General features: G+C 59.1%; 30 protein-coding genes and 1 pseudogene. 10 read left to right on the forward strand and 21 right to left on the reverse strand.

What is annotated here, in order from left to right; all coding sequences use genetic code 11:
- Nucleotides 1-12 precede the first annotated feature (12 nt).
- The 3 genes from sbmA to ACSQ3H_RS20845 all read right to left on the reverse strand — a co-directional run bounded on the left by sbmA (nt 13) and on the right by ACSQ3H_RS20845 (nt 3,386).
- On the reverse strand, nt 13-1,266 hold the full coding sequence (sbmA, locus tag ACSQ3H_RS20835) for a peptide antibiotic transporter SbmA (protein ID WP_436118798.1): 1,254 nt from the start codon (nt 1,264-1,266) through the stop codon (nt 13-15).
- A 257-nt stretch (nt 1,267-1,523) separates the two neighbouring features.
- On the reverse strand, nt 1,524-2,684 hold the full coding sequence (locus tag ACSQ3H_RS20840) for a YbfB/YjiJ family MFS transporter (RefSeq protein WP_436118799.1): 1,161 nt from the start codon (nt 2,682-2,684) through the stop codon (nt 1,524-1,526).
- Between the two features lie 111 nt (nt 2,685-2,795).
- A complete protein-coding gene (locus ACSQ3H_RS20845) occupies nt 2,796-3,386 on the reverse strand; it encodes a class I SAM-dependent methyltransferase (RefSeq protein ID WP_436118800.1) in 591 nt (196 codons plus the stop codon).
- Nucleotides 3,387-3,575: 189 nt separating this feature from the next.
- Between ACSQ3H_RS20845 and ACSQ3H_RS20850 the strand changes: the two genes are divergently transcribed.
- Together ACSQ3H_RS20850 and ACSQ3H_RS20855 are read left to right on the forward strand one after the other, a co-directional pair.
- Nucleotides 3,576-3,935, forward strand: coding sequence for an ArsR/SmtB family transcription factor (locus ACSQ3H_RS20850; RefSeq protein ID WP_436118801.1), 360 nt, complete (start codon nt 3,576-3,578; stop codon nt 3,933-3,935).
- Complete coding sequence (locus ACSQ3H_RS20855) at nt 3,932-4,414, forward strand: SRPBCC family protein (protein ID WP_436118802.1); 483 nt, start codon at nt 3,932-3,934, stop codon at nt 4,412-4,414. The genes ACSQ3H_RS20850 and ACSQ3H_RS20855 overlap by 4 nt, the downstream gene beginning before the upstream one ends.
- Nucleotides 4,415-4,537: 123 nt before the next feature.
- Here the strand turns inward: ACSQ3H_RS20855 and ACSQ3H_RS20860 are convergent.
- Nucleotides 4,538-5,550: pseudogene (locus ACSQ3H_RS20860) on the reverse strand (phosphoglycerate dehydrogenase).
- 143 nt (nt 5,551-5,693) lie between these two features.
- On the opposite strand from ACSQ3H_RS20860, the gene ACSQ3H_RS20865 reads away from it, so the two are divergent.
- From ACSQ3H_RS20865 to ACSQ3H_RS20880, 4 genes are all read left to right on the forward strand, one after another.
- Nucleotides 5,694-6,608 (forward strand): helix-turn-helix domain-containing protein, encoded by a 915-nt coding sequence (locus ACSQ3H_RS20865; RefSeq protein WP_436118803.1) that lies wholly within the window; start codon nt 5,694-5,696, stop codon nt 6,606-6,608.
- A gap of 157 nt (nt 6,609-6,765) precedes the next feature.
- Nucleotides 6,766-7,143, forward strand: coding sequence for a nuclear transport factor 2 family protein (locus ACSQ3H_RS20870; RefSeq protein ID WP_436118804.1), 378 nt, complete (start codon nt 6,766-6,768; stop codon nt 7,141-7,143).
- A gap of 31 nt (nt 7,144-7,174) precedes the next feature.
- Nucleotides 7,175-7,822 (forward strand): hydrolase, encoded by a 648-nt coding sequence (locus ACSQ3H_RS20875; protein WP_436118805.1) that lies wholly within the window; start codon nt 7,175-7,177, stop codon nt 7,820-7,822.
- A 1-nt stretch (nt 7,823) separates the two neighbouring features.
- Complete coding sequence (locus tag ACSQ3H_RS20880; RefSeq protein WP_436118806.1) at nt 7,824-9,008, forward strand: amino acid ABC transporter substrate-binding protein; 1,185 nt, start codon at nt 7,824-7,826, stop codon at nt 9,006-9,008.
- 95 nt (nt 9,009-9,103) lie between these two features.
- Here ACSQ3H_RS20880 and ACSQ3H_RS20885 read toward each other — a convergent pair whose 3' ends face one another.
- On the reverse strand, nt 9,104-10,009 hold the full coding sequence (locus tag ACSQ3H_RS20885; protein ID WP_436118807.1) for a LysR family transcriptional regulator: 906 nt from the start codon (nt 10,007-10,009) through the stop codon (nt 9,104-9,106).
- Between the two features lie 112 nt (nt 10,010-10,121).
- Between ACSQ3H_RS20885 and ACSQ3H_RS20890 the strand changes: the two genes are divergently transcribed.
- Together ACSQ3H_RS20890 and ACSQ3H_RS20895 are read left to right on the forward strand one after the other, a co-directional pair.
- Nucleotides 10,122-10,715 (forward strand): isochorismatase family protein, encoded by a 594-nt coding sequence (locus tag ACSQ3H_RS20890; protein ID WP_436118808.1) that lies wholly within the window; start codon nt 10,122-10,124, stop codon nt 10,713-10,715.
- A 38-nt stretch (nt 10,716-10,753) separates the two neighbouring features.
- Nucleotides 10,754-11,518 (forward strand): pirin family protein, encoded by a 765-nt coding sequence (locus ACSQ3H_RS20895; RefSeq protein WP_436118809.1) that lies wholly within the window; start codon nt 10,754-10,756, stop codon nt 11,516-11,518.
- A gap of 438 nt (nt 11,519-11,956) precedes the next feature.
- Here the strand turns inward: ACSQ3H_RS20895 and ACSQ3H_RS20900 are convergent, their stop codons facing one another.
- From ACSQ3H_RS20900 to ACSQ3H_RS20910, 3 genes are all read right to left on the reverse strand, one after another.
- On the reverse strand, nt 11,957-12,799 hold the full coding sequence (locus tag ACSQ3H_RS20900; RefSeq protein ID WP_436118810.1) for a GNAT family N-acetyltransferase: 843 nt from the start codon (nt 12,797-12,799) through the stop codon (nt 11,957-11,959).
- Between the two features lie 13 nt (nt 12,800-12,812).
- Nucleotides 12,813-13,739: a hypothetical protein gene (locus tag ACSQ3H_RS20905; RefSeq protein WP_436118811.1), complete on the reverse strand. Its 927-nt coding sequence runs from the start codon at nt 13,737-13,739 to the stop codon at nt 12,813-12,815.
- A 429-nt stretch (nt 13,740-14,168) separates the two neighbouring features.
- Complete coding sequence (locus ACSQ3H_RS20910) at nt 14,169-14,771, reverse strand: class I SAM-dependent methyltransferase (RefSeq protein WP_436118812.1); 603 nt, start codon at nt 14,769-14,771, stop codon at nt 14,169-14,171.
- Nucleotides 14,772-15,267: 496 nt separating this feature from the next.
- On the opposite strand from ACSQ3H_RS20910, the gene ACSQ3H_RS20915 reads away from it, so the two are divergent.
- Complete coding sequence (locus ACSQ3H_RS20915) at nt 15,268-16,293, forward strand: IS110 family transposase (protein WP_436118813.1); 1,026 nt, start codon at nt 15,268-15,270, stop codon at nt 16,291-16,293.
- 330 nt (nt 16,294-16,623) lie between these two features.
- Nucleotides 16,624-17,322, forward strand: coding sequence for an IS6 family transposase (locus tag ACSQ3H_RS20920; protein ID WP_436118814.1), 699 nt, complete (start codon nt 16,624-16,626; stop codon nt 17,320-17,322).
- 66 nt (nt 17,323-17,388) lie between these two features.
- Here the strand turns inward: ACSQ3H_RS20920 and ACSQ3H_RS20925 are convergent, their stop codons facing one another.
- The 13 genes from ACSQ3H_RS20925 to ACSQ3H_RS20985 all read right to left on the reverse strand — a co-directional run bounded on the left by ACSQ3H_RS20925 (nt 17,389) and on the right by ACSQ3H_RS20985 (nt 25,487).
- Nucleotides 17,389-18,000: a class I SAM-dependent methyltransferase gene (locus tag ACSQ3H_RS20925; RefSeq protein ID WP_436118815.1), complete on the reverse strand. Its 612-nt coding sequence runs from the start codon at nt 17,998-18,000 to the stop codon at nt 17,389-17,391.
- Between the two features lie 12 nt (nt 18,001-18,012).
- Nucleotides 18,013-18,591: a hypothetical protein gene (locus ACSQ3H_RS20930; protein ID WP_436118816.1), complete on the reverse strand. Its 579-nt coding sequence runs from the start codon at nt 18,589-18,591 to the stop codon at nt 18,013-18,015.
- 17 nt (nt 18,592-18,608) lie between these two features.
- The gene (locus tag ACSQ3H_RS20935; RefSeq protein ID WP_436118817.1) at nt 18,609-19,343 is read right to left on the reverse strand and encodes a cytochrome c biogenesis CcdA family protein; all 735 of its coding nucleotides are present in this window, start codon (nt 19,341-19,343) and stop codon (nt 18,609-18,611) included.
- Nucleotides 19,344-19,350: 7 nt separating this feature from the next.
- A complete protein-coding gene (locus tag ACSQ3H_RS20940; RefSeq protein WP_436118818.1) occupies nt 19,351-20,199 on the reverse strand; it encodes a DsbA family protein in 849 nt (282 codons plus the stop codon).
- Nucleotides 20,199-20,888: an SCO family protein gene (locus tag ACSQ3H_RS20945; RefSeq protein ID WP_436118819.1), complete on the reverse strand. Its 690-nt coding sequence runs from the start codon at nt 20,886-20,888 to the stop codon at nt 20,199-20,201. Before ACSQ3H_RS20945 ends, ACSQ3H_RS20940 begins: the two co-directional genes overlap by 1 nt.
- Before the next feature lie 5 nt (nt 20,889-20,893).
- Nucleotides 20,894-21,250 (reverse strand): hypothetical protein, encoded by a 357-nt coding sequence (locus tag ACSQ3H_RS20950; RefSeq protein ID WP_436118820.1) that lies wholly within the window; start codon nt 21,248-21,250, stop codon nt 20,894-20,896.
- Nucleotides 21,247-21,858, reverse strand: coding sequence for a TlpA family protein disulfide reductase (locus tag ACSQ3H_RS20955; protein ID WP_436118821.1), 612 nt, complete (start codon nt 21,856-21,858; stop codon nt 21,247-21,249). Before ACSQ3H_RS20955 ends, ACSQ3H_RS20950 begins: the two co-directional genes overlap by 4 nt.
- Before the next feature lie 50 nt (nt 21,859-21,908).
- A complete protein-coding gene (locus ACSQ3H_RS20960; RefSeq protein ID WP_436118822.1) occupies nt 21,909-22,112 on the reverse strand; it encodes a hypothetical protein in 204 nt (67 codons plus the stop codon).
- A 272-nt stretch (nt 22,113-22,384) separates the two neighbouring features.
- A complete protein-coding gene (locus ACSQ3H_RS20965) occupies nt 22,385-22,663 on the reverse strand; it encodes a hypothetical protein (RefSeq protein ID WP_436118823.1) in 279 nt (92 codons plus the stop codon).
- Between the two features lie 63 nt (nt 22,664-22,726).
- Entirely contained in the window at nt 22,727-23,095 is a 369-nt protein-coding gene (locus ACSQ3H_RS20970) for a hypothetical protein (protein ID WP_436118824.1), read from the reverse strand.
- Nucleotides 23,096-23,130: 35 nt separating this feature from the next.
- Nucleotides 23,131-23,571, reverse strand: coding sequence for a DUF411 domain-containing protein (locus tag ACSQ3H_RS20975; RefSeq protein WP_436118825.1), 441 nt, complete (start codon nt 23,569-23,571; stop codon nt 23,131-23,133).
- Between the two features lie 31 nt (nt 23,572-23,602).
- Nucleotides 23,603-24,976, reverse strand: a complete 1,374-nt coding sequence (locus ACSQ3H_RS20980; protein WP_436119524.1) for a multicopper oxidase family protein — start codon at nt 24,974-24,976, stop codon at nt 23,603-23,605.
- Nucleotides 24,977-25,211: 235 nt separating this feature from the next.
- Nucleotides 25,212-25,487: a hypothetical protein gene (locus tag ACSQ3H_RS20985; protein ID WP_436118826.1), complete on the reverse strand. Its 276-nt coding sequence runs from the start codon at nt 25,485-25,487 to the stop codon at nt 25,212-25,214.
- Nucleotides 25,488-25,664 lie beyond the last annotated feature (177 nt).

Here is a 25,664-nt window from a genome sequence, read left to right on the forward strand (position 1 = left end):
TAAAGTGGCCTATCAGGCTTCTTCAGATTGCGTTTGCAGATAGCGCTCGTCGATCGCCGGCAAGGGTTCGTCGTAGATCACCGATTCAAAGGCGCGCAGACGTTTGTAGATCGAAAGCAATTCGACGATCGTTGACCAGGAATTCACGAGATACTGGAACGACTCTCGCACCTTGTCGAACACATTGGATATCTGCGTCATCAGCCCGAGGGTAAGTTTGCCTGCGGCGATCGAAGGGATCAGAACAAGCAGCGAGAAAATATTGTCGGCCTGGAGATAGAGGATGCGGGCAACATTGAAATAGAGATAATTGAAGTACAAACGGAAATAGTTCTTCCGGACATTTGAAAACAGCTGGGCCATCGTTGGTGGCTGTGCCCTGCCATTGTCGTCCTCCCCGTAGACCAATTCCTTACGATAGGCGGCCTCGACACGCTGATTTCGGAATTCCAGCCCCGGCAATCTGTACCCGACAACAGCAAGAAAAATGGTTCCAAACAATGACCAGCCCACGGCGGCCCATACCAGTGCATAGGGTATCTCGCCAACGATTGGCAGTTCCGTGACTTCCTTGGAGAGCGCGAACAGCACCGGCAGGAATGCAATCAATGTCATCAACGAGCGGACCAGACTGACGCCAAGATCTTCTACGGTCGTCGAAAATCGCATCGTATCTTCCTGAACACGCTGCGAGGCACCCTCGATATGCCGAAGCTGTTCCCAATGCTCCATGTAGAAATTGTTCATGGCCGTGCGCCAACGGAAGATGTAGTGGCTGATGAAAAAGGCGTTTATCGAGCCAATCGTGACGGCCACAAAGGCAATGCCCGAAATATCGACAAGGCCAAGGTATAGCTGTTCGGCGCTGACCGGCGAGGTCTTGGCGAGTGCCGCCTGAATGAGATCATAATACGGCCCGTACCACGCATTGAATGCGACGCTGACCTGAACGGAAAAATAGGTGGCAAAAATAATCAACGCCGAGCCCAGGATGGACCAGTTTTGCCATGGATGCGGACTGTAGAATGCCCAGAAGGCATAGAACATCAACGTTGCGACGGTGTAGTAGATGTAAAACCAGAGAAATGGCTTCGACACAAAGAGGGCAACGCCAATGATTGCCGGGGCATCAGGGGCAGCGGGTGGCAGACCAAAATTGCTGCCAAGCCGCTGACCCACAAAATACCAGAAGAAAACAGCGGCTAATGACCAGAGCACCGCTGAAATGAAGAAGAGCTTTGGCCTGGGGAAAAATGAGACAAACACGTAGTGGGTTCCTCGAGTGAAAAATCATGCAGTTTTCTGATGTTACGAGTTGCATGACTTTAACAGCATGAATAGGGCAAAGAAGAAACCATCGTAATTAAATTGCTGTAATGATCAGAGACCCTTGCCAATCCAGCCCGACGGGCATCTGACGCGATTTTCTGCGCTTCCGGTGCTCATGGACAGACAAGTCCACTGCGCTCCGGTTCTCGAAAACCACGCCATCTGCCTCATCAGGCTGAATTCTCAAAGGTCTCTTACGCTCGGTTGCGCCCCGCAGAGAACGCGAAAAGCGCAGCGACCACCAGACCCGCTGCCGCAGCGAGCGTGGCAATGGTAAAGTCGCCGGTGATGTTGGCGACATAACCGCCGATCAGCGGTCCGATGATCTGGCCGATACCGAATGCGGCGGTCATCACCGCCATGACGCGGCGCTGTGAATGCGGCAGAAGCACGCGCCCCGCCTGAAAGCCGAAGGCGGTGATCACGATGAAGGTCAGGCCGAGCAGGAGACCGCCCAACAAGGGACCAACGGGCGATGGCAGGACGACGCTCGCCGCGACGCCCAGAGCCTGAACAGCACAGCCGAGCGCCAGCGCGACGAACGGGCCGGTACGCCGCAAGAGCGGCGTCCAGAGCCAGACGGATATGGCGCCCGCAGTGCCTGTTACGAACCAGACCAGCGCTTCCATCCACGGGCTGCCATGGCCTGAGCGAACGATGGCGATGATGAATGTTGCGGTGATGATGTAGCCGAAGCCGAACAGGCCATAGGCAATGTTGATCTTGATGAATTCCGGCGTCCAGACGATGGGTGGCTCCGCTGCGGCCGAACCGCTGCGCACCGGCCCTTGTCGTATCAGCGCGAAGACCGCGATGAGGCCGAGAACGGAAAGAATGGCCGCGCCAATCCAGTCTTCCCGCCAGCCGTGTCCGCTGGCGGAACTGAAGGCAACGAGCAACGACGAGATCGCGATGCCGGTACCAACACCGCCGAAATGCATCGCCTGCAAATCCTGCCTGTTGGCTGCAGCCAGATGACTGAACACAATCGTTGCGGTGAATACCAGCATGAAGGCGCTGGCAATGCCGGCAAAGAAGCGGATGACGGAGAAGAGCATCACCCCGTCACTGACGCTCATGGCGAAACAAAGCGCGGCGCTTGCGGTGAGAGACACATAGACCAGGGGTCGCTCTATGCCCGACGCCCAGCCGAAACCGGCAATGATCGCACCGAGGAGATAACCGAAATAATTGGCCGAGGCGATGAGGCCGGCATCGCCCGGTGTCAGGCCAAGATCGCTCATCATACCGGGCAGGATCGGTGTGAAGATAAATCGGCCTATACCCATGCCGACCGCCATAGCCACGAGCCCGCCGAGAGCGAAACGAACGGGAGATGTGGCGGCTGGATTCATGCGCCGGACATTATCGCCGCGTCGTCGAGTGACAAGCCAATAAATTTGATCGGTTGGTGATTTTGAGTGATCGGTTTGGGGGGTAAAGTTTTGCTGTGCGTGGTTCGACGGCTATCCAATCGTTTGCTTGATCTCCACGCCGCGCCGCGTGATCCGGTACACAGCGGCTGGCGGCAGATTCCAGAAGGCCCGGCCGATGCACACAGCCTCAAGGTCCAGCTCTTCCAATACACCTTTCGGCACAGGACAGCGAAAGCCGTAGGTGAACTGGTAAAACGCGCCATCCTGCCGCAAATTGCTGAAAGCCCCACTTAGAATAGCGCCGACCTTGTCCGGCATGCTCAGGAACGGCAGGCCGCTGACGACGGCACCCGCTGGTTCCGCCTTGAACAATTCCTGTCCGCCGAGTTGTGACGCATCCATCTGCAGGATTCGCATCCCCGGGAAACGTCCCTGAAGCAACCTTGCGAATTCAGCGCCATATTCAACCAGGGTCAGATTGCCGGGACTTACGCCCCGCGCCAGCAAGGCATCGGTGAAAACGCCGGTGCCCGGACCGAGTTCAAGCACGGGACCGGACGCGCCGCTGATTTCGCTGGTGATAAGCCTTGCCAACGCTGCGCCGGATGGGGCGATTGCGCTGACCCTGGATGGATTGGTGATCAGGGCGCGAATGAAAATCCACACATCGCTTGTCGTCATGAGAGCTTCCCACTGCGTTCGCCACGCACCATTATTGATTCGAGGAGCGGCGCTAGCATGAGTCCCCTCAATTGCGAAAACATTACGGCTTTTTGCAACAGGAAATCAAATAGTTCGCCATGGGTTGCCAATACTTAGGAAATATCCTAAGTATTATTACCACCCAACAGGCACGAAAGGGGATCAGCGATGACCGGCCTCGCAACACATGCAGCGCCTATCATACCGCCCATAGACGGTATTTTCCGCGCACTGTCCGACCCGACGCGGCGTCACGTGCTGGAGCGGCTTGGCAGCAGCCCCGCCTCTGTCAGTGAACTCGCAGCGCCATACGACATGGCCCTGCCCTCCTTTGTCGAACATCTTAAGATTCTGGAGGGGTGCGGGCTGGTGAGTTCGCGGAAGACCGGGCGCGTGAGGACTTACAAGCTCGCGCCCGAACCTTTGAAACTGGTGGAAGACTGGTTGGCGAAACAACGCCAATTGTGGGAACGCCGCCTCGATCAACTCGACGAATATCTCATGACACTCAAGGAGCAGAACACATGAACAAGCCTTCGATAATCAAGCCGGATCCCAAGCTCGACCTCGTCCTCGAACGGTTTATCGATGTGCCGCGCGATCTCATGTGGAAAGCCTGGACGACGCCGGAACATATCGTCAAATGGTTCACGCCGAAGCCGTGGTCGACAAAGGAATGCGAGATCGACCTGCGCCCCGGCGGCATGTTTCGCACCGTCATGGTGTCGCCGGAGGGAAAGGAATTTCCGAACATGGGTTGCTATCTGGAGGTCGTGCCGAACGAACGGCTGGTCTTTACCGACGCGCTGCTGCCGGGATACCGGCCTTCGGAGAATCCATTCTTTACCGGAGTTGTCTCCTTTGCCACCGAGGGAAGCGGGACGCGCTATACCGCCATGGCCATCCATCGCGACGAGGCGGGCAAGAAGCAGCACGAGGAAATGGGCTTCCACGATGGCTGGGGCAAAGCACTCGATCAGCTGGTTGCCCACGTGAAGACCATGTGAGATCGATCTCACAGCGATAGCCTTGCGGGCATGCCACGCGACATGGATGTTCGGTAAGGCAGTTTACAATATATGTGTTCGATACAGAAGTCCCGCCAGTCGAGCCAGCGCAGCTTTCGCAGGTCACTCTGCTGCGGGTTTCCGTCCATCGGCGATGACACATGCTTCCGGCAGGTTTTCGCCATCGAAGACTGAAATGACGGATTTTGCCGCAATCATATTGGTTCGGGCGAGAGCCTCGATCGACGAGCCGGCAGAATGCGGTGTGGCGATCACATTCGGCAATGCGATGAGCTCGTCCGAAACCGGTTTGAAAGCGGGATCGCCTTCGCTGACATAGACATCCAGCCCTGCCCCGGCGATCCGGCCTGCTTTCAACGCATGCAGAAGGTCCCGGTCATCGACAAGTCCGCCACGCGCGGTATTGACCAGAATGGCCGTAGGCTTCATGAGCGCAAGCGCGGCACCATTGATCAGGAATCGGGTGTCCGGGGTCAAGGGGGCGTGCACACTCACGACGTCGCTCTGCCGGAGCAGCGCTTCCAGATCGACATAGGTAATGCCGTTGGCGTCGCCATATTCCCGGTCAGGACGTGGATGGCAGACAAGGATGCGCGCCTCGAAGCCCTTCAACGTTGCACCAGGCTCTTGCCTATTCGGCCAAGGCCGATGATGCCGACGGTTTTCCCGGAAAGATCGGAGCTTGTCAGAATGGACCAGTTGCCCGCAAGCATGCGATGCTGCGATTCGCGCAAGCGCCGGGCAACGGCCAGCATCAAGCCGATGGTGTGGTCGGCGACCGAAGCGTCATTACCGCCTGCACCAATGGTAAGGACGCGGCCGAGCTCCCTGACCGCACCGACATCGATGCGGTCATAACCCACCCCGCGCCGCGCCAGGACCTGAAGATCAGGCAATGCGCTCAACAATTCGCGTGTGACATAGGCCTGGCCGACGATCCAGCCGGAAGCGCCTTCGAGCAGGCTGGCCAATTGCGGCGTTGCCAAGCCGCCATCTCCCTGGCCTTTTTGCCATTGGATGATCTCGACCTCACACCCATGCTGTTTAAGGTAAGCGTGCGTCTCGTCATCGAAGAAGGGCGAAGTAACGACGACACGTCTTGGCGAATGATACATGATCTCTCCATATTTGCCGGTTCAGCGGCCTTGCCGCATACGACAATAATCGCGAGTTCACATCAAGCAGGCCACGGGTGCTGCGGCAATTTCCCGCCCCCGTGGGTTTAAACGTTTGCTCTATTGGACTACACATCAATGACATGATCTCGCGTCAACACTCGGAGCAAAAATCACTGGACACCCGCGTCGACCGGCTGACCCCCTTGCCTGAAAACATGCTGAGCCTCTCGACAGTCCGGCGCGCATGGAACGGCGTGCGCGTCGACATCACCGAGTTCCATTGCTCCGGTCGGGTGGCCCATCATCTGCTTTACGAGACCGAAACCCGTCTCAGCGTTCTTCTGGAAGAGGTAGGAAGCCATTGCGAACCGCGCCTGCGCGAGGACCAGCCCTGTCCAATCGCCTACATGCCCAGGCACATGCATTTCGCGCCGGCCGGCATGGAGATGTGGGGCTATAGCGCCGATACGCGTTTTGTGAAGGACGCAACCCTGACCTTCGATCTGGCGGTGCTGGGCGAACGGTTGGCCACCAATTTCGACGCAGACGCGACCGCGACGCCGCGGCTGCGCTTCTCCGACGATCGCATCTGGACCTTGGTCAAGCTGCTCTCCGATGCGGTGAACGACCCGGATCCATCGACGCAGCTCTATGGCGACGGGCTGACGGCCGCGATCGCGGCGCGGCTCTTCGCCGATCCGCCGGAGCCCGGTGCGGATAGCAAGGGCCTGGCGCCCTGGCAACTTCGGCGTATTTTCGAATATCTGGACGCACACCTGCCTGAGCGCGTCGACCTCGCGCATCTGTCGGCGCTGGCGGGCCTGTCACAGTCGCATTTCAGCCGGGCGTTCAAAGCCTCGACCGGGATGGCGCCCTATCGTTGGCAGCTCGATGCGAGGGTTCGGCGTGCACAGGCCCTCCTGATCGATACGCGCGCTTCGCTCGAACATGTCGCCGATGCCACCGGGTTTGCCGACGCGGTCCATTTCGGGCGAACATTCCGGAAACTCACGGGAGCGACGCCGGCGGCGTGGCGACGCGATCGGATAAGCTGATGGGCGATCCCATAGCGGATTCCGACTAAAAATCGCAGATTCGAACAGTGTCTTCCGCAAGGTGGCAAGGCAATATCCGCTCGACCGGACAGGCGAGCGAAGCCGTTGCGTTTGACGACACTCGTCTTCCGGAATCCATGACCTCGAAAGGCAGACGATGATCGCAGAATCTATCGACTATGGCGCCCGGATGCAGGCAAATCTCGTGCGAGTATTCGGCGAGCGCGACGCTGAGCGGCGCATCGCGGCGATCCGCGAACTCTATGCCGAAGACGCCGTGCTCTACGAGCCGGATGCCTCGGCGACCGGCCACGCTGCCATCAATCAGACGGTGGATGCGCTATTGTCCAGCCTGCCTCCAAGCTTCGTCTTCACCGCAATCGGCCCCGCCGTCGGCCACCACGGTGTCGGGCGGCTGCGCTGGCAATCAGGGCCACCGAACGGTCCAGTAGCTGTAACCGGAACCGATGTCGCCCGGTTCGAGGGCGGCCTCATTCAAACGCTTCACGTCTTCATCGATCCTACCGGCGCCTGAGCCGCCGCCAGCATATCCCAAGGAGTTTCACATGCCCAAGACTGGTCTCGAAGCCCTGCTTCGCCCCGAAGACAGTATCCTCGTGCTGATCGACCATCAGCCCTATCAGTTCACCAACCTGAACAGCCACGAGCCGACGACGATCATCAACAACGTCATCGGCCTCGCCAAGACGGCGAAGGTCTTCAACGTGCCGACGATCCTGACGACGGTGATCGAGGAGCGCGGCGGCTATATCATCAAGGGTCTGCAGGACGTGTTCCCGGACCAGAAACCGATCGACCGCACCTTCATCAACACCTGGGAAGACCCGAAGGTTACCGACATCGTGAAGAAGAGCGGGCGCAAGCAGCTCATTCTGGCTGCGCTCTACACCGAGATCTGCCTCGCCATGCCGGCGATCCAGGCGCTCGCCGAAGGATATGACGTCTTCATCGTCACCGATGCCTCAGGCGGTGTCACGCTGGAAGCTCATGACATGGCCGTGCGCCGCATGGTCGCCGCCGGTGCCGTGCCGATCACCTGGCTTGCCGTGCTGGGCGAGTGGCAGCGTGATTGGGCACGCGAAAAGACGGCGGCTGGCGTCGCGGGGGTCGTTCTCGAACATGGTGGTGCCAGTGCCGTGGCCCTGGCCTGGGAACTGCAGCTTCTCGCCGGGCGGGCTGGCGCGGGCGTCTGACATGCCTGGCACGTCGGCGCCAATCCGTATCGGGTACTGCTTGTCGCTGACGGGTCCGCTCGCGGGCAACAGCCTGTCGGCTCGGCTCGCCCACGATATCTGGCGGGAAGACATCAACAGACGAGGCGGCCTGCTCGGCCGCCCCGTCGAACTCGTCCGCTACGACGATCGTGCGGACGCGTCCGGTGTTCCCGGCCTCTACCAGCGGCTGATGGACGAAGACAAGGCCGATCTCGTCATCGGCGGTTACGGCACCAACACGATATTGCCGGCGATGCCGCTGATCACGGAGCGGCAGCGCTTTTTCATCGGATTGATGGGCCTGGGCGTCAACAACGCGCTTGCCTATCCGAACTACTTCGCCATGATCCCGACCGGCCCGGATCCGAATGCCGCGCTGACAGAGGGCTTCTTCGCACTCGCCGCAGAGCAGAGGCCCCGGCCCGCGACCGCGGCGCTCCTGTCTGCCGACGCAGAATTCTCCCGCAATCCCATTCTTGGCGCGAAGGCCAATGCCGAGAAGTACGGCTTTCGGATCGTCCATGAGGCCACTTATCCGCTGGCAGCCAGCGACTTTACGCCCGTCATCGACGCTGTCGCCGAAAGCAACTGCGACCTGCTATTTCTCTGCTCCTATCTTCAAGACTCTGTCGACCTCGTGCGCGCCATCCACGAGCACCCCTTCCGCCCGAAGATGGTCGGCGCCGGCATGATCGGTCCGCAGAACACAGCGGTGAAAACCACACTTGGTCCGCTGCTCAACGGCTTCGTGAACTACGAATATTGGGTGCCCGTCCCCAAGATGATGTTCCCCGGGGCTCAGGAATTTCTGAATACATATCAGGCACGCGCCGGCGACGCAGGCGTCGACCTCCTGGGGCATTACATGGCGCCGCTGGCCTACGCCCAGATGCAGGTCGTCGCTCAGGCCGTCGAAGCTACCGGGAGCCTGGATGACGCTGCCCTGTCGACCTTCACGAGGAATTCCACCTTCAACACGGTCATAGGTGATGTCAAATTCGGCAAGAACGGGGAATGGGCGCATCCGCGCGTCCTGCAGGTTCAGTTCCAGGGCATAGAGGGTCACGAGGCTGACCAGTTCAAAGACGGATCGAAGCAGGTCGTCGTCGCTCCGAGCGCGCTGGCGTCCGGACAATTGATCTTTCCCTACGCGGAGGCGTTATGACGTGGTCACCTTTAGAGTGACCCGGGAAACACCTTCCGCGTGGATTGTCTCGCCCGCCGAGATACAGAATACGGCCAATATGGCCGGAAAGGGCTCTAGACCTCTGCAGGTTTGGCAGACAACGCTTCCTCAAATGCTCCGACGATGGCCTTGATCAGGCGTCCCGTGATCCTGTCCCTTTGCCACAATGCGGTCATCTCTACGGGTGACGGCTCCCAATCGGGCAGGACGGGAACGAGTGCGCCGGTTGCCATGGCGTCCTCGATCAGGAACTTGGGCAGATTGGCGATGCCAAGACTGGCACGGGCAGCGTCGACAAGAATGGTCTGGCGGTTTGCGGCAAAGCCAATCCTCGGACGCACGATAGCGCGTGTCCCGTGAGCATTTTTCAGATCCCATTCGATCAGATCGCGGCGGATCGCGAGAGCTGGCAGTTTTTCCAGGTCTTGCGGGGTGCTCAGATCGGAATGTTCAGCAAGGAAGGCGGGGCTCGCGACCAGCGCGCGCGGCAAATCGGCGATTTTCCTGAACATCAGTTCGGAGTCCGCAACTGGTCCCATACGAACGACGAGATCGTAGCCTTCTTCGATGAGTGAGACCCTGCGATCCGCAAGCGTCATCTCTATGGTGACGTCGGGATATCTGGTCTTGAAGCCGATCAGAGCGGGGGCAAGGACCGCGGTCGCCATGTCTGGAGGAAGCGACAAGCGAACTGTGCCCGACAGTGCGACGCGGTCATCCTGAACCTCGGCAACAGCCTGCTCAGCCAGCATGAAGGCGGTCTGGCCTCGCTCGAAGAGTTGCTGCCCCTGTTCGGTGAGTACCACTCCCTTCTTTGTCCGGCGCACAAGCCGGACGTTCAGGGTCTCCTCCAGCGCGGATAGCCGGCGCGAGAGCGTGGCCTTCGGGATACCCGTCGCGCGTTCGGCCGAGGCCAGCCCGCCAGCTTGTGCGATGCGGATAAACAGCGCGAGTCCGTCAAAGTCGCCAAATGTCTTCATGTTCCATTTATGGAACATAACGATGGCAAATATCAAGTCTCCCCAAGACTTCGTTCCAACTCTACTTTCCAGAACGAGCAATGACGCTCATAGCGAGCACAGGAGATTAGCCATGACCACCACATTCACCCCAGAGAATTCGGCGCTTCTGCTGATCGACCATCAGATCGGTACGATGCAGCTCATCAAGAACATCGATGTCGAGCAGGCCAAGCGCATGTCGCTGGCACTTGCCAAGACCGCCAGCATCCTTGGCATCCCGACCGTGCTGACCTCCAGCCAGGAAGACCGGCTGCAGGGGCCTTTGCTACCGGAGTTGAAAGACATTCTGCCGGAGGCTTTCGAAAAGCGCGTCCGGCGCGAGGGCATCGTCAACGCCTGGACCGACGCCAATTTCAAGGCGGCCGTCGAGGCGACGGGGCGGAAGAACCTGATCATGGCCGGCGTGACGACCGACGTCTGCCTCGTGTTCCCGGCGATCGACGCGGTTGGCGAAGGTTATAACGTGCAAGCCGTCATGGACGCTTCGGGATCGCCGTTCGAGCTTTCCGAGGACATGTCGCGCCGCCGGATGCAGGACGCCGGCGTCGTTCTGACCGCAACCAACACCATGATCGCGGAACTTGCCCAGAACTGGGGCACGCCTCAAGGCCAACAGCTTATCCAGCTGCTGTTCACCGAGGTTCTTCCGCCCATCCAGTCCTAACCGATATCCAGCCCGCACGAAGCCAAGGAGTAAAGAACATGACCGTAGAAGCAACTGCCATCAGAGGAACTGGCGTCGTACCGCCTGATACCCATCTGGTAACGGCGCAAGGACCGTTCCAACTCCGCCGCATCCGCCCAGGTATCTCGCTGGGACAAAGGGATGACGCAGGCTTCGGCGGGCTCGGCCTTATCGATCATGCCCGTCTGCAGCCCGGCCTGGTCGTAAAGATGCACGAGCATCGCAACGATGAGATCATCAGCTACATGCGCTCGGGCCGTATGCAGCACACCGATTCAGCCGGCCGGAGCGAGGTCATCTCGCCCGATCGTTTGATGGTGATGAACGCAGGCCGCGGCTTCTCCCACGAAGAGGAAGTGGCCGGCGGCGATCAGATTGAGATGCTGCAGATCTTCGTCCGGCCCGAGGCGGCGAACATGGAACCAGGCGTTCAGTTCATCGATCTGGACGAGGCGACTCGTAACAATCAATGGCGGCTGCTGACCGGGCCGGTTGGCTCGGCGGCACCGAGCTTCGTTCGCCAGGCCATTTACCTCTACGATACCCACCTGTCGGCGGGTGAAAGCATCGACCTGCCGACGGTCCCGGGGTTCGATCGTTGGCTGTATGTTTTCCGCGGCGCGGTATCGGTTGGAGACAAACACGCCGAAACGCATACTGCGTTAACGATCAGCGCCGACCAAACCACGATTGAAGTGACGGCAAGCCAGGAGGCGGACCTGGTCCTCTTTTTGGTCGACCGGCAAGCACCTTTTTCCCGCGCAGGCACGATGAGCGGGTGATCGTCGAAGACCCGCCATTTGCAACGCTATGCTACGCTATTGCCGCCGATTTCCCGCTATTCCCACTCGATTATTTTCTCTGCCCTAAGCATTTGTTTTTATTGTCGAAAATTTATTCTCGCGCTTTATGTGCCGCGAACGGAACCATCAAAAAGTTAGCCTTTTGATTTTACAGGGTTATTCGGCGCAGCTGCAGCTGTAAAAATTCTGTGAACTATCGACATCTATCGGACATTTTGCACACACTGCGAACGTCAAAAATCGGATTTGGCAATTCCATTATAGTACCGTCAAAGCGATGATCCGATGAATGGTCGACGCTGACTCAGTCGAGATACAGGGTGAAAACCCATAAAGGCTGATCAGCGTTTTTTCGAGCGTCCTGATCATCTGCAGACAGCACAATCATTTCCACTGGCCTGATGCCAGCCAAATCCCCTATCCAAGCTCGAACGTGGTGATCCCGTAGATTTGGCCAAGGGGCAGATCCGGCGCCCGGCCGCGATACATCCGCGCCGTCTCGAAGACCGGCTTCAGATTGTAGCGATCGCAAAGCGCCCGCGCGGCGGCGTTCGGCTCGGGGATATCGAGATAGATCCGGCCACCGCCGACGCTCGTCACCAGTTTGCGAAAGATTAGGTCCGCGCTCGTTTCCGTATCGGCAAACAACGGTCCGATCTTGTGGCCCTCCCGGCAGGCGCGGATGGTGCCGTAGCCCAAGATCTCTGCGTTTCGGATTAACGCAAAGCTCTCGCGCGTTGAGAGCGCCTTCAGCCATTCCCGCAGGAACGCATCGCGCCGCGCCGGATTGAAACGCGCGTCGTAAGCGACCACCATCGGGACATGCGCCGCAGAGACACAAACCAGCTCCGTGCCTGGTGGCTCAACACGTTGGACCTCGCCACCATACCGAAAATTAGCATGCGCATAGACGAAACCCGATTTGCGATAGTTGTCCTGCTGCGCCACCACGCCATCGAGCCCGATCCTACGGTCTCCCGCGTTCGATACCGCCCTTTGCCAGAGGGCGAAGCCTATGCCCCGGCCGCGATAATCCGGATGCGCCATGTAGAAACCGAGAAAGGCATAGGTCGCATCATAGCGGACCAACGAAAGCGCCGCCGCGACGACACCGTCTTCCTCGGCGACCCAATATCCTTCCGCATCCGCCGCCCAGAAGGCAGGCGCATCGTCAAGGCCGGGATTCCAGCCCTCCCTTGCGGCCCAGTCGATCATGATATCGAGATCGGAGCGGCCGGCTTTTCGAATGATTGGGGGCATGCCGGTTTACCTCTCAATCCACATAGGTGCGCGACAAATGATATGCGACGACGGCATTGAACCCTCGTTGTCCGCCTGCGGTCAGCTTGTCGCGGATGGCGAACGCGCCCGGACCGGTGGCCGTGTTGCCTGCAACGCCGAGCTTGGGATCGCCATAAATTCCAGTGGCGCTATCGAATCCGATCGTGAAATGGCCAAGTGGCTCGCGGCTCCGCTCTGCCTGAACAAGTGAATCGGCGGCGGCGATCCTTGCGCCAACTCGTGCAAAATCGACATTGGCATTGCGCTCCAAGGCGAAATCCACAGCATCCTTGAAGCTTGCTTGCTGATCGGCGGATAACGCTTCCATGAAGGCCTGCTTACCTGGGCCCCACAGCGTGTGGCCTTCGCTCAAGCCAGCACCCAAATCGAAGCCAAGTTGCGCCGCTCCGGTTTTTAGGCGTTCACGCAGTACACTGAAGAGTGGATCGCCCGCGATGATTTCTTGGCCCTTGCTCGCCAATACTGCCGCCGCCCCTTTCTCGAGCGTTGGCATCGGCGACGGCTCCATGCCCTGCGGGTAGGTCGTGCCGATCTTCATAGCAAAATCGGCGGGAGTGAGCGCCTTTGTCACGTCGTTGATTGCTGCCGATGCCGCCGCCGCGACGAGATCGAGATCTACCTGATAGCCTTGAAAGGCCTTCACGATATCGGTAAGCGTTGTTGGAGCGACGAACTCATAACGTGTTGGGTTTTGAATGATGAATTCCATGAGGTTCATCCCGTCGATAATCCTGCTGCGGTGTTTGGCGCTATTGGGCGTCATCGGACCATTGGCGATCGTGATTGGCGCCAGAGTCACGTAGTATGGCTTCGCGTTGCGCCCAGGGTCGTCCTGGAACGACTTCAGCCAGTCCTGCATCATCCAATAGAGTTCCGCCGGGTTGCTAATATCGCCCATGGTAAGATCGATCGGCCCAACTTCGTGATAGACGCTGATATGGATTTCGCTGCTGTACTTTTTCTGAACCTCCTCGAATTTAGCGCTGAGTGACGCGGAAAAGGGTCCGTAGGAACCTTGAAGGTCGGCCGAGACATACTCGGAATCCTCGCTGTTCGACGTATCTAAATGACCGCAACGAACAGTCCGCCACGGCCAATTCCGCGCACGAACATGTTTCCGAAGCGTGAACTAATAGGCTACTCTCGGGTCCACGTATCTGTGTCGTGATCGGCTTCATGGCTGCAATTTCTTTCGCATTCATTGGCCAGCCTAGACGGCAGGCCGGCGAAACCATCCCGGCCTCTAGCACAATTTCGAAAGCCATTATCGATGGCGAACGAGTGGGGTGGTGATTCCAGATGCACACCATCAGCACAGTCACTAGCATTATGGCCGTTTAAAAACTGCGCCGTAGTGGTAGGGCTGAATCTCTACGATATCGACAAGCATCATCCCGCACGATGTCACTGCGTCGACCGTCTCTTCTGGCGATAACCGCAATTCGGTGCTTGGACCACGAGGCTCTCCCGTAACTGTCGTTTCTTCGCGGGGATACTGATGCCAATTGACGATGGCAAACAGACCACCCGGTGCCAGTGTTTCATAGACGGCTCTTGCCAGTCGAGGCTGATCAGGAACGCCGTGAAACGCGTTCGCCATGTAGATAAAATTCATCGGTTCAGGGACGAGTTTCGCAATCTCATAGGCATCCCCGATGACGAACTTACAGTTAGTCAACCCTTCGGCGGCAAGCTTGTTCTTCGCGACTTCCAATAACGCCGGGTCCAGGTCGACCGCGACAACATGGCTAGCGATTTTTGCGATTGGCAAGGTGAACCATCCGTCGCCGCAACACAGGTCGACGACTTCCAACCCCGGCTTGAGCCCCACCGTCGAAAGTACACTGGCCGGATCAGGCCATAGCGCCTCCCACCAACCCGCTGTTGGCATTTCAGTCCCGGTGAAGAACTCTGGACGTTCGCTTATCATTTTTGGAATCATGCCCTTTATTGTGAAGCCGATTTCTTCCTAACGCCAATCTATGACAATTGAGAGCACGCCAGCTCTCCAAGGGGTTCTGTCGCAAAAATTTTTGATAGAGCGAAAATGTAGAAAAATATTCTCCATTATGGATTTACAAATCGCATGACGGCCGAAATCGCAAACATTTCTTTTAAACTACGCACCCAAAACTGATGCTTTGTACCTCATTCTGGCCGCATGCGCGAAATCATTTTCTACGCCAAAAAATTTGTGACAGAACCTTCTGGACTGGGAGATTTATGGTCCCAGGGATCCGGAAATCACGCAAATGGTTTATCACCTCGCATACGGCAAACAGCTGCGCCTTGCAGAGAACGTGATCAAGGAAGCGCTACGCCAGCGGATCGCTGACTGCGGAGCCTGGATCTGATGGGGTGGACGCCCCCCGACGGCATCGATGTGCCAGAATGGAGACGTTGATCACCATTTAAAGGAGGCGTCCATGAAAGAGATTAGCATTATTGGTCTGGATTTGGCGAAGAACGTGTTTCAGGCCCATGGGGCTGATGAGACTGGTTCGGTGCTTTTGCGCAAGAAACTCCGCCGCGATCAGTTGCTCACGTTCTTTGCTGCGCAGCCAAGCTGTACGATTGCGATGGAAGCGTGCTCCAGCAGTCACTACTGGGGGCGGGAGATCGGCAATCTTGGCCATACGGTTCGGCTGATCCCGCCTGCCTACGTGAAGCCGTTCGTGAAGCGGCACAAGAATGATGCTGCCGACGCTGAAGCGATCTGTGAGGCAGCGTTGCGCCCGACCATGCGTTTTGTCGCCGTAAAAAGCGAGGTGAGCCAGGCTGCAGCCATTGTGTTCCGGACACGCGATCTTTTCGTGCGTCAACGGACGCAGGTTATCAATGCTCTGCGGGGTCATCTTGCCGAATTCGGAATTATCGTTGCCCAAGGTCCCGCTCATGTTACCAAGCTGATCCTAGCTGTGGAGGACTCGGAGAAGCTTTTACCGGATATGGCGCGTCCGGTCCTTGGGGCATTGGTCGAGGCGCTGCATGCATTGGAGGAGCGTATCAGGCTCCTAGATATCGAGATTGCCCGCCGTGCCAAAGAGGACGAGGTGGCGCGTCGTTTGATGACTGTTCCCGGGATTGGTCCGGTCATAGCAACGGCGCTGACAGCGCTGGCACCTGCGGCTGAGACGTTCAAACGTGGGCGTGATTTTGCCGCGTGGTTAGGGCTAACACCGCTGCAACGATCGACCGGCGGCAAACAGCGGCTTGGCAAGACCTCGAAGATGGGGGAACGGACGTTGCGCCGTCTGCTCATCATCGGGGCGAGCGCGGTTGTGCGGTGGGCGGCACGGAAGGGAGCCGTGGCAGGATCATGGCTGGCGCGCATGCTGAGCCGCAAGCCACGGATGCTGGTGACGGTTGCCCTTGCCAACAAGATGGCTCGCATCGTCTGGGCATTGATGGCCAAGGGTGGAATCTATCGGGCTCAGATCGCGGCAGAATAACCGCTGCAGCGATCATGGGGCTGTTGAAGGTGTAGGAAGGTCAAATGGAAGGTATGGCGTAACGGTCGACGAGACGGGATCGGGAAAACCAGATTGCAACGACGTGCCCAGAGCACGCGGATCTGAATTGGACCCGGTCCGCGAACTCCCATACAGGCCCGCGGCATGTTGAACGCTGCATCAGAGGCCGGATACATGTCAGCACCCGACTATACGCAATATCAGCTCCAAAAGATTTCTCTTGCACCCACGGGGGCGTCCATACATGTTGCAACGTTTTGGTTACCGGCAGCATGGCAAGAAACCCGTCGATCATCTCAGGGGGATTCGATGTTCAAGGGCCGCCAGTTCGACCGATCAGTGATACTTCTGTGTGTACGCTGGTATCTTGCCTACAATCTAAGCTTGCGCGATCTTGAGGAGATGATGGCCGAGCGCGGCATTGCGGTTGATCACACGACCATCCATCGCTGGACCATTCGTTTTTCACCGTTGTTGCTCGAGCACTTCAACAAGCGCAAGCGTTGCGTCACCGGTAAATGGCATGTGGACGAAACCTACATTAAGGTTCGAGGCCAGTGGATGTATCTCTACCGCGCCATCGATAGCGTTGGCGATACGGTCGAGTTCCTCTTTAGCCAGCATCGCGATCTCACTGCGGCAAAGCGCTTCTTCAACAAGGCGCTAGAGCGCCATGGCCGACCGGATCGTGTCGTCATCGACGGAAGCCAGACCAACCGTGAGGCGATTCTTTCCTGCGACACGACAAATCGCTTGCAGGATCGCGCCCGGCGTCAGCTGAAACCGATCACGATCAGGAAAAGTCCATACTTGAACAATCGGATCGAACAGGATCATCGGCGCATCAAGCGCCGCGTGCGGACAATGCTTGGCTTCAAATCGACGGCCACTGCCCGCATCATCTTGTCCGGCATCGAAATGGTCCACATGATGCGCAAGCGACAGGCGAGGTACGCCTTCAATCCGAATCCATCCCTGGCTGAGCAGTTCGCAATCCTCGCCGCATAACTGTTCGGCATCAAGCCTTCAGCACCTTAACTCAGCCGTTGCAACAGAACCGTCGCGCGGTGCGAATCAGCCTGGCCGCGCGCTGCCTTCGTACATGAAGCTCATCGGCTTCAAGCCCGGCATGTAACCCGTCTCGATACGCTCGGTCCGAAACCCCGCCGCTTCGATCATCGAGCGGATCGGCCGGTTGAGGTGGCAGCCGCCGCTGATGCACCGAGAGGCCGGCGTCAGCCACTCTTGCCACCGGCGCACGCCCTCGTCCGGCGCCAGCCCATGCTCGACGAACAGCAGCCTGCCGCAGGGCCGCAGCACGCGGCGCATTTCACCGAGCGCTGTGGCGGCTTGCGGAATGGTGCACAAAGTCCAGGTCGTGACGACAGTATCAACACTGTGATCATCAAGCGGAATAGCCTCCGCGGAAGCCTCGATGAAGCGGACGGGCATGCCCGGATGGGGAGCGCTACGAGCTATGGCGACGAGCTTCGGAGCTGGCTCGAGCGCGAGGATCTCCGTCACGGGCGGCCGATAGAGAGGCAGGTTCAGGCCCGAGCCGATACCGATTTCGAGGACGCGCCCCTCCGCCGCGCCGATCACCCGCTCGCGATAGGGCCGTAGGCGGTTGTTGCGCATCGCAAGATCGCAGAGCCTCGGTAGGATCACTTCGCAGTAGAAGCCCATCGGGACGTCTCCTTAGCCATGGTGATGTTCGGCGCCTCCGCCGCAGCCGCTCGACAGATTCCATACTTCGACGATATGCTCGCCGGTGAAGCGGTGCTCGCGGATCAGGAATTTGCCGAGCCCACCGTAAACGCGCCAGCGCCAGCATTGGCAGCAGCAGGGTCCCTTCTCGTCCGAGTTGTCCATGGCGTATTTGTACGCCTTCTCCTCGTCCGGGGACAGCGCCATGTCATAGTAACGCATCGCCTTCTGAGCGCTTCCCGCGGCAATGTCATAGGGGTCTGGCGGGATCTCGGGGATAGCGGCGTACTTGGTGAGGGCCTGAACCTGCTCGCCATAGCGGTGTCGGTCCATGGGCGCGCAGCACGAGCCCTGCAGCCGCGCCGTGACCGGCATCTTGGCGATCGATTCCGTGAATACCGCCGAGCAGGTGCTGTTGCCGTGATTGCTGAGAAACTCGAAACGCTCATCGAAGCTTTGCGGTTCAGCGGCCAGCGCGGCAGTGGGCATGCCGCACAACGCAAAGAGACCCGCTGCGATCGTAAATTCGCGGCGGGACAGGTTTCGTTGCGGTTTCAATTTTTTCTGCATATTGCACCTCCTCGTCCCTAGCCGATGCGGGCGAGCATCGGGACGTTTTCGAGTAACCAAAAGGAGAAAGCCGACATCGTGCCTGTGATCATGGCGATTCCCATCGTAATCATCACCGCGCCGGCGCCGATCTGGAGGGTTCGCCCCAGTCGGCGCATCGTCTTCAGCCGCTTCATTAAGCTGTCGGCAAAGGCTGCGGATGCCAGGAAGGGAATGCCGAGCCCGATCGAATAGACTGTCAGCAAGGCAATACCCGTCGATGCGGTCGACGAGAGCGCGCCCACCGTCAGGATGGCGCCAAGCACCGGCCCGATGCACGGGGTCCAGCCGAAGCCGAAGGCAATGCCGAGAAGGAAGGCGCCAAATGGCCGCCCGCCGCGAATGCTGCCATGAAATCGCACGTCCCTCTCGAGCCAGGGCAGCCGGATGAGTCCCGTCATGAACACGCCGAACACGATGACGATAGCGCCGCCGACGAGGGTCGCTTCGTAGCGGTAGGAGAGAAGAAGCCGGCTGAAGGCGGTCGCGGTCGCGCCGAGCGTCACGAACACCGTCGAGAAACCGAGCACGAAGCAGGCACTGAGCAGAAGCGTTGTCAGGTGGCCGACGCCAGCGTGATCGCGCCGGTCGAGCGTATTTCCCGATATGTAGGACACGTAACCCGGCACCAGCGGGAGCACGCACGGTGACAGAAACGAGATCAGTCCCGCCGAAAAGGCGGTGACCAAGCCGATGTTGGAGATAGTTGACATGGCCACCCTATCCTCCTCGTACCGAGGCGATCAGTTGCTTCAAAGTGTCGACATCGACGAGACCGCGCAGAATTTCCTTGCCAGCTACGAAGGTCGGCGTACCGGAGATGCGTAGCACACCGGCGAGCGCCCGATTGCGGTTGATCGCTTCGTCGATTGCGGGATCCTCCATGTCCTTCTTCAGCCGCTCCACGTCGAGCCCGACCTGCGCCGCGATTTCCAAGCTGGAGTTCTCTGTGATCTGGCCCTTGTAAGTCATCATGGCCTTGTGGAAGGCGAGATATTTCCCCTGCTTCTGGCTTGCGAGCGCCGCCCGGGCAGCGAAGACCGAGCCGGGACCGAGGATGGGATATTCCTTGAAGACGAGACGCAGTCCCTTATCGGCCTGCTCCAGTCCGTCGAGCATCGGCGTTGCCTTGCGGCAGTAGGGGCAATTGTAGTCGAAGAACTCGACGAGCGTGGCATCACCCTGGGGATTGGCGCCGACCGGCGAAGCTGGATCGTTGAAGACATCGTCGTGCCGCTGAGCCAGAACCAAGGTCAGCTCGTTCTCTTCCGTAGCCTTCTGGCGGGCTTCCATGCCGTTCACGGATTCGACGATCACGTCGGGATTGGCGAGGAGATAGGAGCGCACCTGGCGCTCGAAGCCGGCATCGCGAAGCGGCGGAAGCACTCCGGCCGCAAACAGCAAGGCCAAGGCCGAAAGAAGGGCCGAGACCCCTGCCAGAATGAGAGAACCGAACACCAGGGGTTTGAGACTTCGGGCCGGCTTCACCGGCAGAGGAGACGGCTCAGTGTTGGCTGCAGGATCAGAAGCCGAGCCGGGTAGCTGAGGATCGGGTGCGTCCGGCATCATCAGAACAGTCCCTTCAGCTTGTCCCAGAGGCCTGGCTCCGGATGTCCATGAGGCTTTTGTGTCCTGTTGGTGAGCGCATTGACAAACATCACCAGATTGACCGGCTCGAACTGCAGGCCGTGAAATCTGGCACGCAGCCGCCCGTCCTGGTCAATTACGTGAGTGACGATGCCGTGCATCTGCATGCTGTCGTCGCCTTGCGTGAACTTGAGGCCATAAGCCTCGGCGATCTTGCGGGTGATGTCCTCGGGCTGATCGGGGGCAGCAGTCAGGAACATCCAGTTCACGGGGTCGAGGCCGTGGGCCTGACCGTAGTCACGCAGGACCTGGCCGGTGTCGCGCTTCGGATCGGTCGTAATGGTGACGAATTCGACCATCGCCTTCATCGGTGTCTGGTTGATCATCGCCTGGAGCTGGGCGATCCGCTCGGCATGGAGGGGACACACGTCCGGGCAGTTCGTGTAGATGAAATTCAGCACGACGACCTTGCCGTGCAGGTCGCCGAGGCGGACGACGCGGCCGTCGGCATCCTGCAACGTGAATCCGGGAGCCTCGCTGTCCTCCGGCTGGAAATACTTGTCCCTGTCGCGGAGATCCTGGTCGACCTCTTCGAGCGAATGCGCCACGACCGGCGTGACGATTGCCGTTATGAGGGCGAAGGCAAGCGCTGCGGAATGCAAGATACGCATGGCGGTCACCTCGGTGGAATATCCGCAGCGGGCGAGCAGCACGAACTGCCAACCTTCATCGAGCCATCGGCCTCTGCGCCTTCGGAGGACGCTATGGGTGATGCTTTGCCCTTAGAAGAGCTATTCATTCGGCTCATGCAGAGACCAAGCGCACACATGGCGACGCACGGCAGCGCGCTCAACAGCAGCGGGACAACACCTGCCGCGACAAGCCAGCTCCAATTGGAGGCCGCACCGAGACCAAGCGCCAGGGCGCCGAGCACGATCAGCCCGCGGTGCCCCTGCAGCAAGTGAGCGAGCCTTCCGGGAAGCACTCGCGGTTCGGGGCGAGCAGGCATTGCGGAGGGGTTCAAGATAATCATGACGGTTGGTCCTTTTGTCGCGGAACGGACAAGCGGCCTTGTTTCTGGGCGATGATCGACGTGAGGAACGCAACCATATCCGGCGCGTCCCATTCGGCTGGACCGACCAGCCGCCCGAGCTCCTGACCCTGGCGGTCGATGAGAAGCGTCGTCGGCAGACCGGCGGTCGCCAGCACGAAGCCAGCCTTGCCCGAGGTGTCGATGTGTATGGTGAGATGCTGGATGCCGATCTCGGCGTAGAATTTCCTCACCACCTCCGTTCCGCCCCGATCGATCGAAAGCGTGACAACCTCGAAATCAGGACCGCCGAGCGAGGCCTGCAACCGGTCGAGCGTCGGCATCTCCTTCCGGCACGGCAGGCACCACGTCGCCCAGACGTTGAGCAGCACCACCTTGCCGCGGAAGTCGTCGAGCGTGCGGGGTCTGCCTTCGCCGTCGGTGAACTGGAGCTCCGGCACGGGCACCGGCGCGTCGCGCACCACGAAATTCTGCGGCGGATCGGCGGCAACGGTACGCATCGTCCCGCTCAATTGCAGCACAAAACTTCCGGTAACGATGACGAACGCGCGCCGGGAGAGGTTCCATTGGGATCGAACAGCTTTGGTCATGGCCAACAGCCCTTTTTATCGAGCGGGACTCTCATTTCCTTGTGATCAACTCAATGCCGACGGGGCAGCGTGAGTTCTCGATACGCGACCGCCAACCCGCTCTGGCGGTTCCCAAACGCGTATTTGCCGGAACTTTGATCCAGCGTTTCCAGCGCACAAAGAAGATGCTCGGCAACGTCTGTTCTGCCTTGTCGGCAGGCCTGACGATACAGGATCAATATCCTGCGTTCCATTTTCTCGGTTCGAGTTTCCATAGTTAACTCCTCCAGGTTCCGTTATGCAATTCTGCGCTTTCCCCCGGTGGGAAGGTCAGGTTCGATCCGGTCATATTCGGGCGGCAGGCCGTGAGTGCCGCCCGAATTTGCCGCCTCACCGGAAGAACAGATACTTGACCAGTGCCGCCGCCAGCAGCGCCAGCACGAGGATCGCGAGGAGACTGGTTGCGCCCATGGCCCATCCCATCAATCCTCCCATCATGTCTTGCATCATCGCGCCTTTCCTTCTTGCGGAGGGTTGCAGCACTCCACTAACCCTTCGTGTCAGGCTGAGCCGGCATATCCTTCTGCTCGTTGGGCTTTCCGGAGTCGGGAGTGACATCCATCTTGGTTTGCATCATCTTGTTGCAGCTCTCCATCATCTGGGTCATCTGCTGCATCATGTTCATCATACCGCCATGCTCCATCATGCCGGGCTCCATGTTTGACCCTGGAGTCTGATTGGTTTCGGCGGCATAAATCGGTGATGTGAGGGCAAGCCCGGCCACTATCGTGGCTGCATACCCAAAGAATTTGAGTGAATTATACATTGCAGTTTTCCTTTCATTTGTGGCTGTCGCAACAGCTTTTGTCCGCGCGTGAGAGCGCAGCATTTAATGGTTCGTGTTGGCAGGCATGTCCCAGGACCCGTCCGATGTCCTGACGAGTTGAAGAGCATCCTTGCTCCCCGACAGCAAATCCGGCGGTGTCTGATCCGGCAAGGTTTGGAGGTTGGCAGGATCAGCCGTCGTTTTGCTCGTGCAATGGGCAAAGACGCACATCCCCAGGCACGGCAGTACGCTCAGCAACGGCAAAAGACCCGCCGCGGCCAGCCAGCTCCAACTGAGTGCGATGCCGAGAGCAAGCGCGCCGCCGCCGAGGACGAGCAGACCGCGGCGTCCACCAAGATATTGGCGGAGAGGTCCAAGCACGCGTTGCCTCAGCGTGCCTTGCCGGGAAATTGTGGGGATAGAAATCGTCATGAATGTATCTCCTTTGCTGGATCGTTGATGCGCGGTCACTCAACCGCATAGACGGTGGGTGCCTTGCCGTCCGTGGTGAAGGCGTAGACAGTGAACGGCTCGGTCTTGGTGCCGCCCATGCCGGGCGATCCCATCGGCATGCCGGGCAAGGAAATGCCAGCGATGGCAGGACGCTCATCCAGCATCTTTTTGACAATGCCGACAGGCACGAATCCATCGATGACATAGCCGTCCACCTTGATCGTGTGACAGGCCTGAAGCTGTTCGGGCACGCCCGCCGCGGTGCTGATCTGCGTGAGGTCATTCGACGGCTTCATCTCAACCTCGAAGCCGTTCTTCTCGAGATAGCCAGCGTAGGTCTCGCAGCAGCTGCAGGACGGGTTCTTGTACATGATCGCGTGGATGGGGGCGGCGATTGCCGGAAGCGGCATTGCGAGTGCGGCGAGGAAGGTAGCGATACGAATATTCTTGTTCATTTCAGTCTCCTTGGTTTGTTAGGGGTTGGTTTCAGGCCACGCGGAGGATGGTCATCAGACCAGCCTCCTGGTGGTCCATCACATGGCAGTGCAGCATCCAGTCACCGGGATTGTCGGCGACAAATGCACACTCGACCACGTCCTTCGGGGCGAACAGAACTGTGTCGCTCCATTGGCGATGGGGAACGGGCGAGCCGTTGCGGGTCAGCACCTTGAAACTGTGCCCGTGGAAATGCATCGGGTGCCACCAGGCCGTTTCATTGCGGATCGTCAGCACGTGGCTGCGCCCGCGCTGAAGAGTAAGTAGCGGCGGCATGCCTGCCTGCCCGTCACCTGTCATGGACATACCGTTGATGGCCCAGGCCGGATGGCTGCCCATATCGGGCATCATGCCTTGCATGCCGCCGACCCCTTTCAATGCACCGCCCCCCATCATGCCGCCCTGCAGCGTGATCTCATGGCGCTCGGCCGTGGCGAGATCGGGCTCCGGAAGCGGATTGGCGGGCAAGCGCAGCAGTGTGTCGGGAGCGTTGGTGCGGATGGGACGCTCGTTGCTGTAGGCAAGATGTGTCAGGGTGTAGGTGAGGTCGCCCGGGTAGAAATCGTCGATGACGGCATAGCGACCGCCCGTTTCGCCCTGCATGTCGATGATAACATCGGTGCGCATCGCGGGGCCGAGCAGGATGCGCCCGCCGTCCGGCTCGTGCGGCTCGCACGGCTGGCCGTCGATGGCCACGACCAGTGGCCGATGCCCCTCGAAGCGCAAGGCCATGATGCGGGCAAGCGCACCATTGACCAGGCGCAGGCGGATACGCTCACCCGCCCGGACGTACTGGTCATCCGGCACAGTGCCATTCAGCGTCACCGTGTTGCCGATGCGGCCGGACATCTCCGCTTCCATCGCATTGCCGAAGCCGGCGACAATCTGGCGGTCCGCTCCGAGCCGCCAGTCCGACAACATCCAGACGAGGTCGCGGTCGACTGCCGCGGGTTCGCGCTCTTCGATGACTAAGACGCCAGAAAGCCCGTGTCCGAGCTGTTGCAGGCTGTTGGCATGCGGGTGGTACCAGAAGGTCCCGGCGTCGGGCGGCGTGAACGTATAGGTGAAGCTTTCGCCCGGTTCGATCAGCGGCTGGCTGATGCCCGGCACGCCGTCCATGGCGATGGGTAGCCTGATGCCGTGCCAATGGACCGTTGTGCCCTGATCAAGCCTGTTGGCAACGACAATGCGCACAGGTTCACCCTGACGGAGGCGCAATGTGGGTCCGGGCACCTGACGGTCATAGGCCCAGACATCGGTTGCCGGACGATCCTTCCCCGTCAAGGGTGCCCGCGCAGGCGAAACCGTAATTTGGTGTTCCCGTATGTCTGCTGCACGGGCTGCACCCGGCCGCATGGACGGCATGAAGACAAGTCCCGCTCCTGCCAGGAGCAGGCTCCGGCGGGAAACAGGGAAACTGTTTTCGATATTCACTCTTTGATCCTTCCGTGATCACGATTGACAACGGAGCGTGCCGGCTTTCGATTTGCCGAAAGGTTCAGGAACATATCCCTTGGACCTCCGCGCGCTGAGATGCACGCGGACACGCTCAACCACCGCGATCAGTTGCTGGATGCAACTGGTGCGATGTCAGCCGATGTCAAATCGATCGGGGAGGAAACGGATCTGGCGGTGAGGTTTGACCGTGCAGCAGGCCCGCTTTCGGCGGGACGGGCATGATGACGGCAGGAGCGTCGACAAGCTGGTCAATTTGCGGAAGCGCTACGGAAACGGGTGTGACGCAGACCACGGTACAAACAACAGCCTTGGTCTTTCCGCTGGCATCGCAGCCATTGCAATTGCCATGGCCGGTCGAGCTCATGTCCGTCGTCATTGCCATTTTGACGGCCATGTCGCTTGCCTGAACGACAGACATTCCCATCCCCGTGGTCACGAGGACCATCAGGATCAATGCAAATATCTGCTGCAGACCAAAGCGTTTCATAACGGCGGGAAGGTGACTCGGGATTGTGGCGGTTTCAAGCACAAGGTACCTGATGAACGTAAGAAGCGAGTTCACAATCCCTTTGAATCGCGAATTTTGCCTCCAACA

This window comes from Phyllobacterium sp. LjRoot231, assembly GCF_964253365.1.
In the GTDB taxonomy this organism is placed as follows: domain Bacteria; phylum Pseudomonadota; class Alphaproteobacteria; order Rhizobiales; family Rhizobiaceae; genus Phyllobacterium.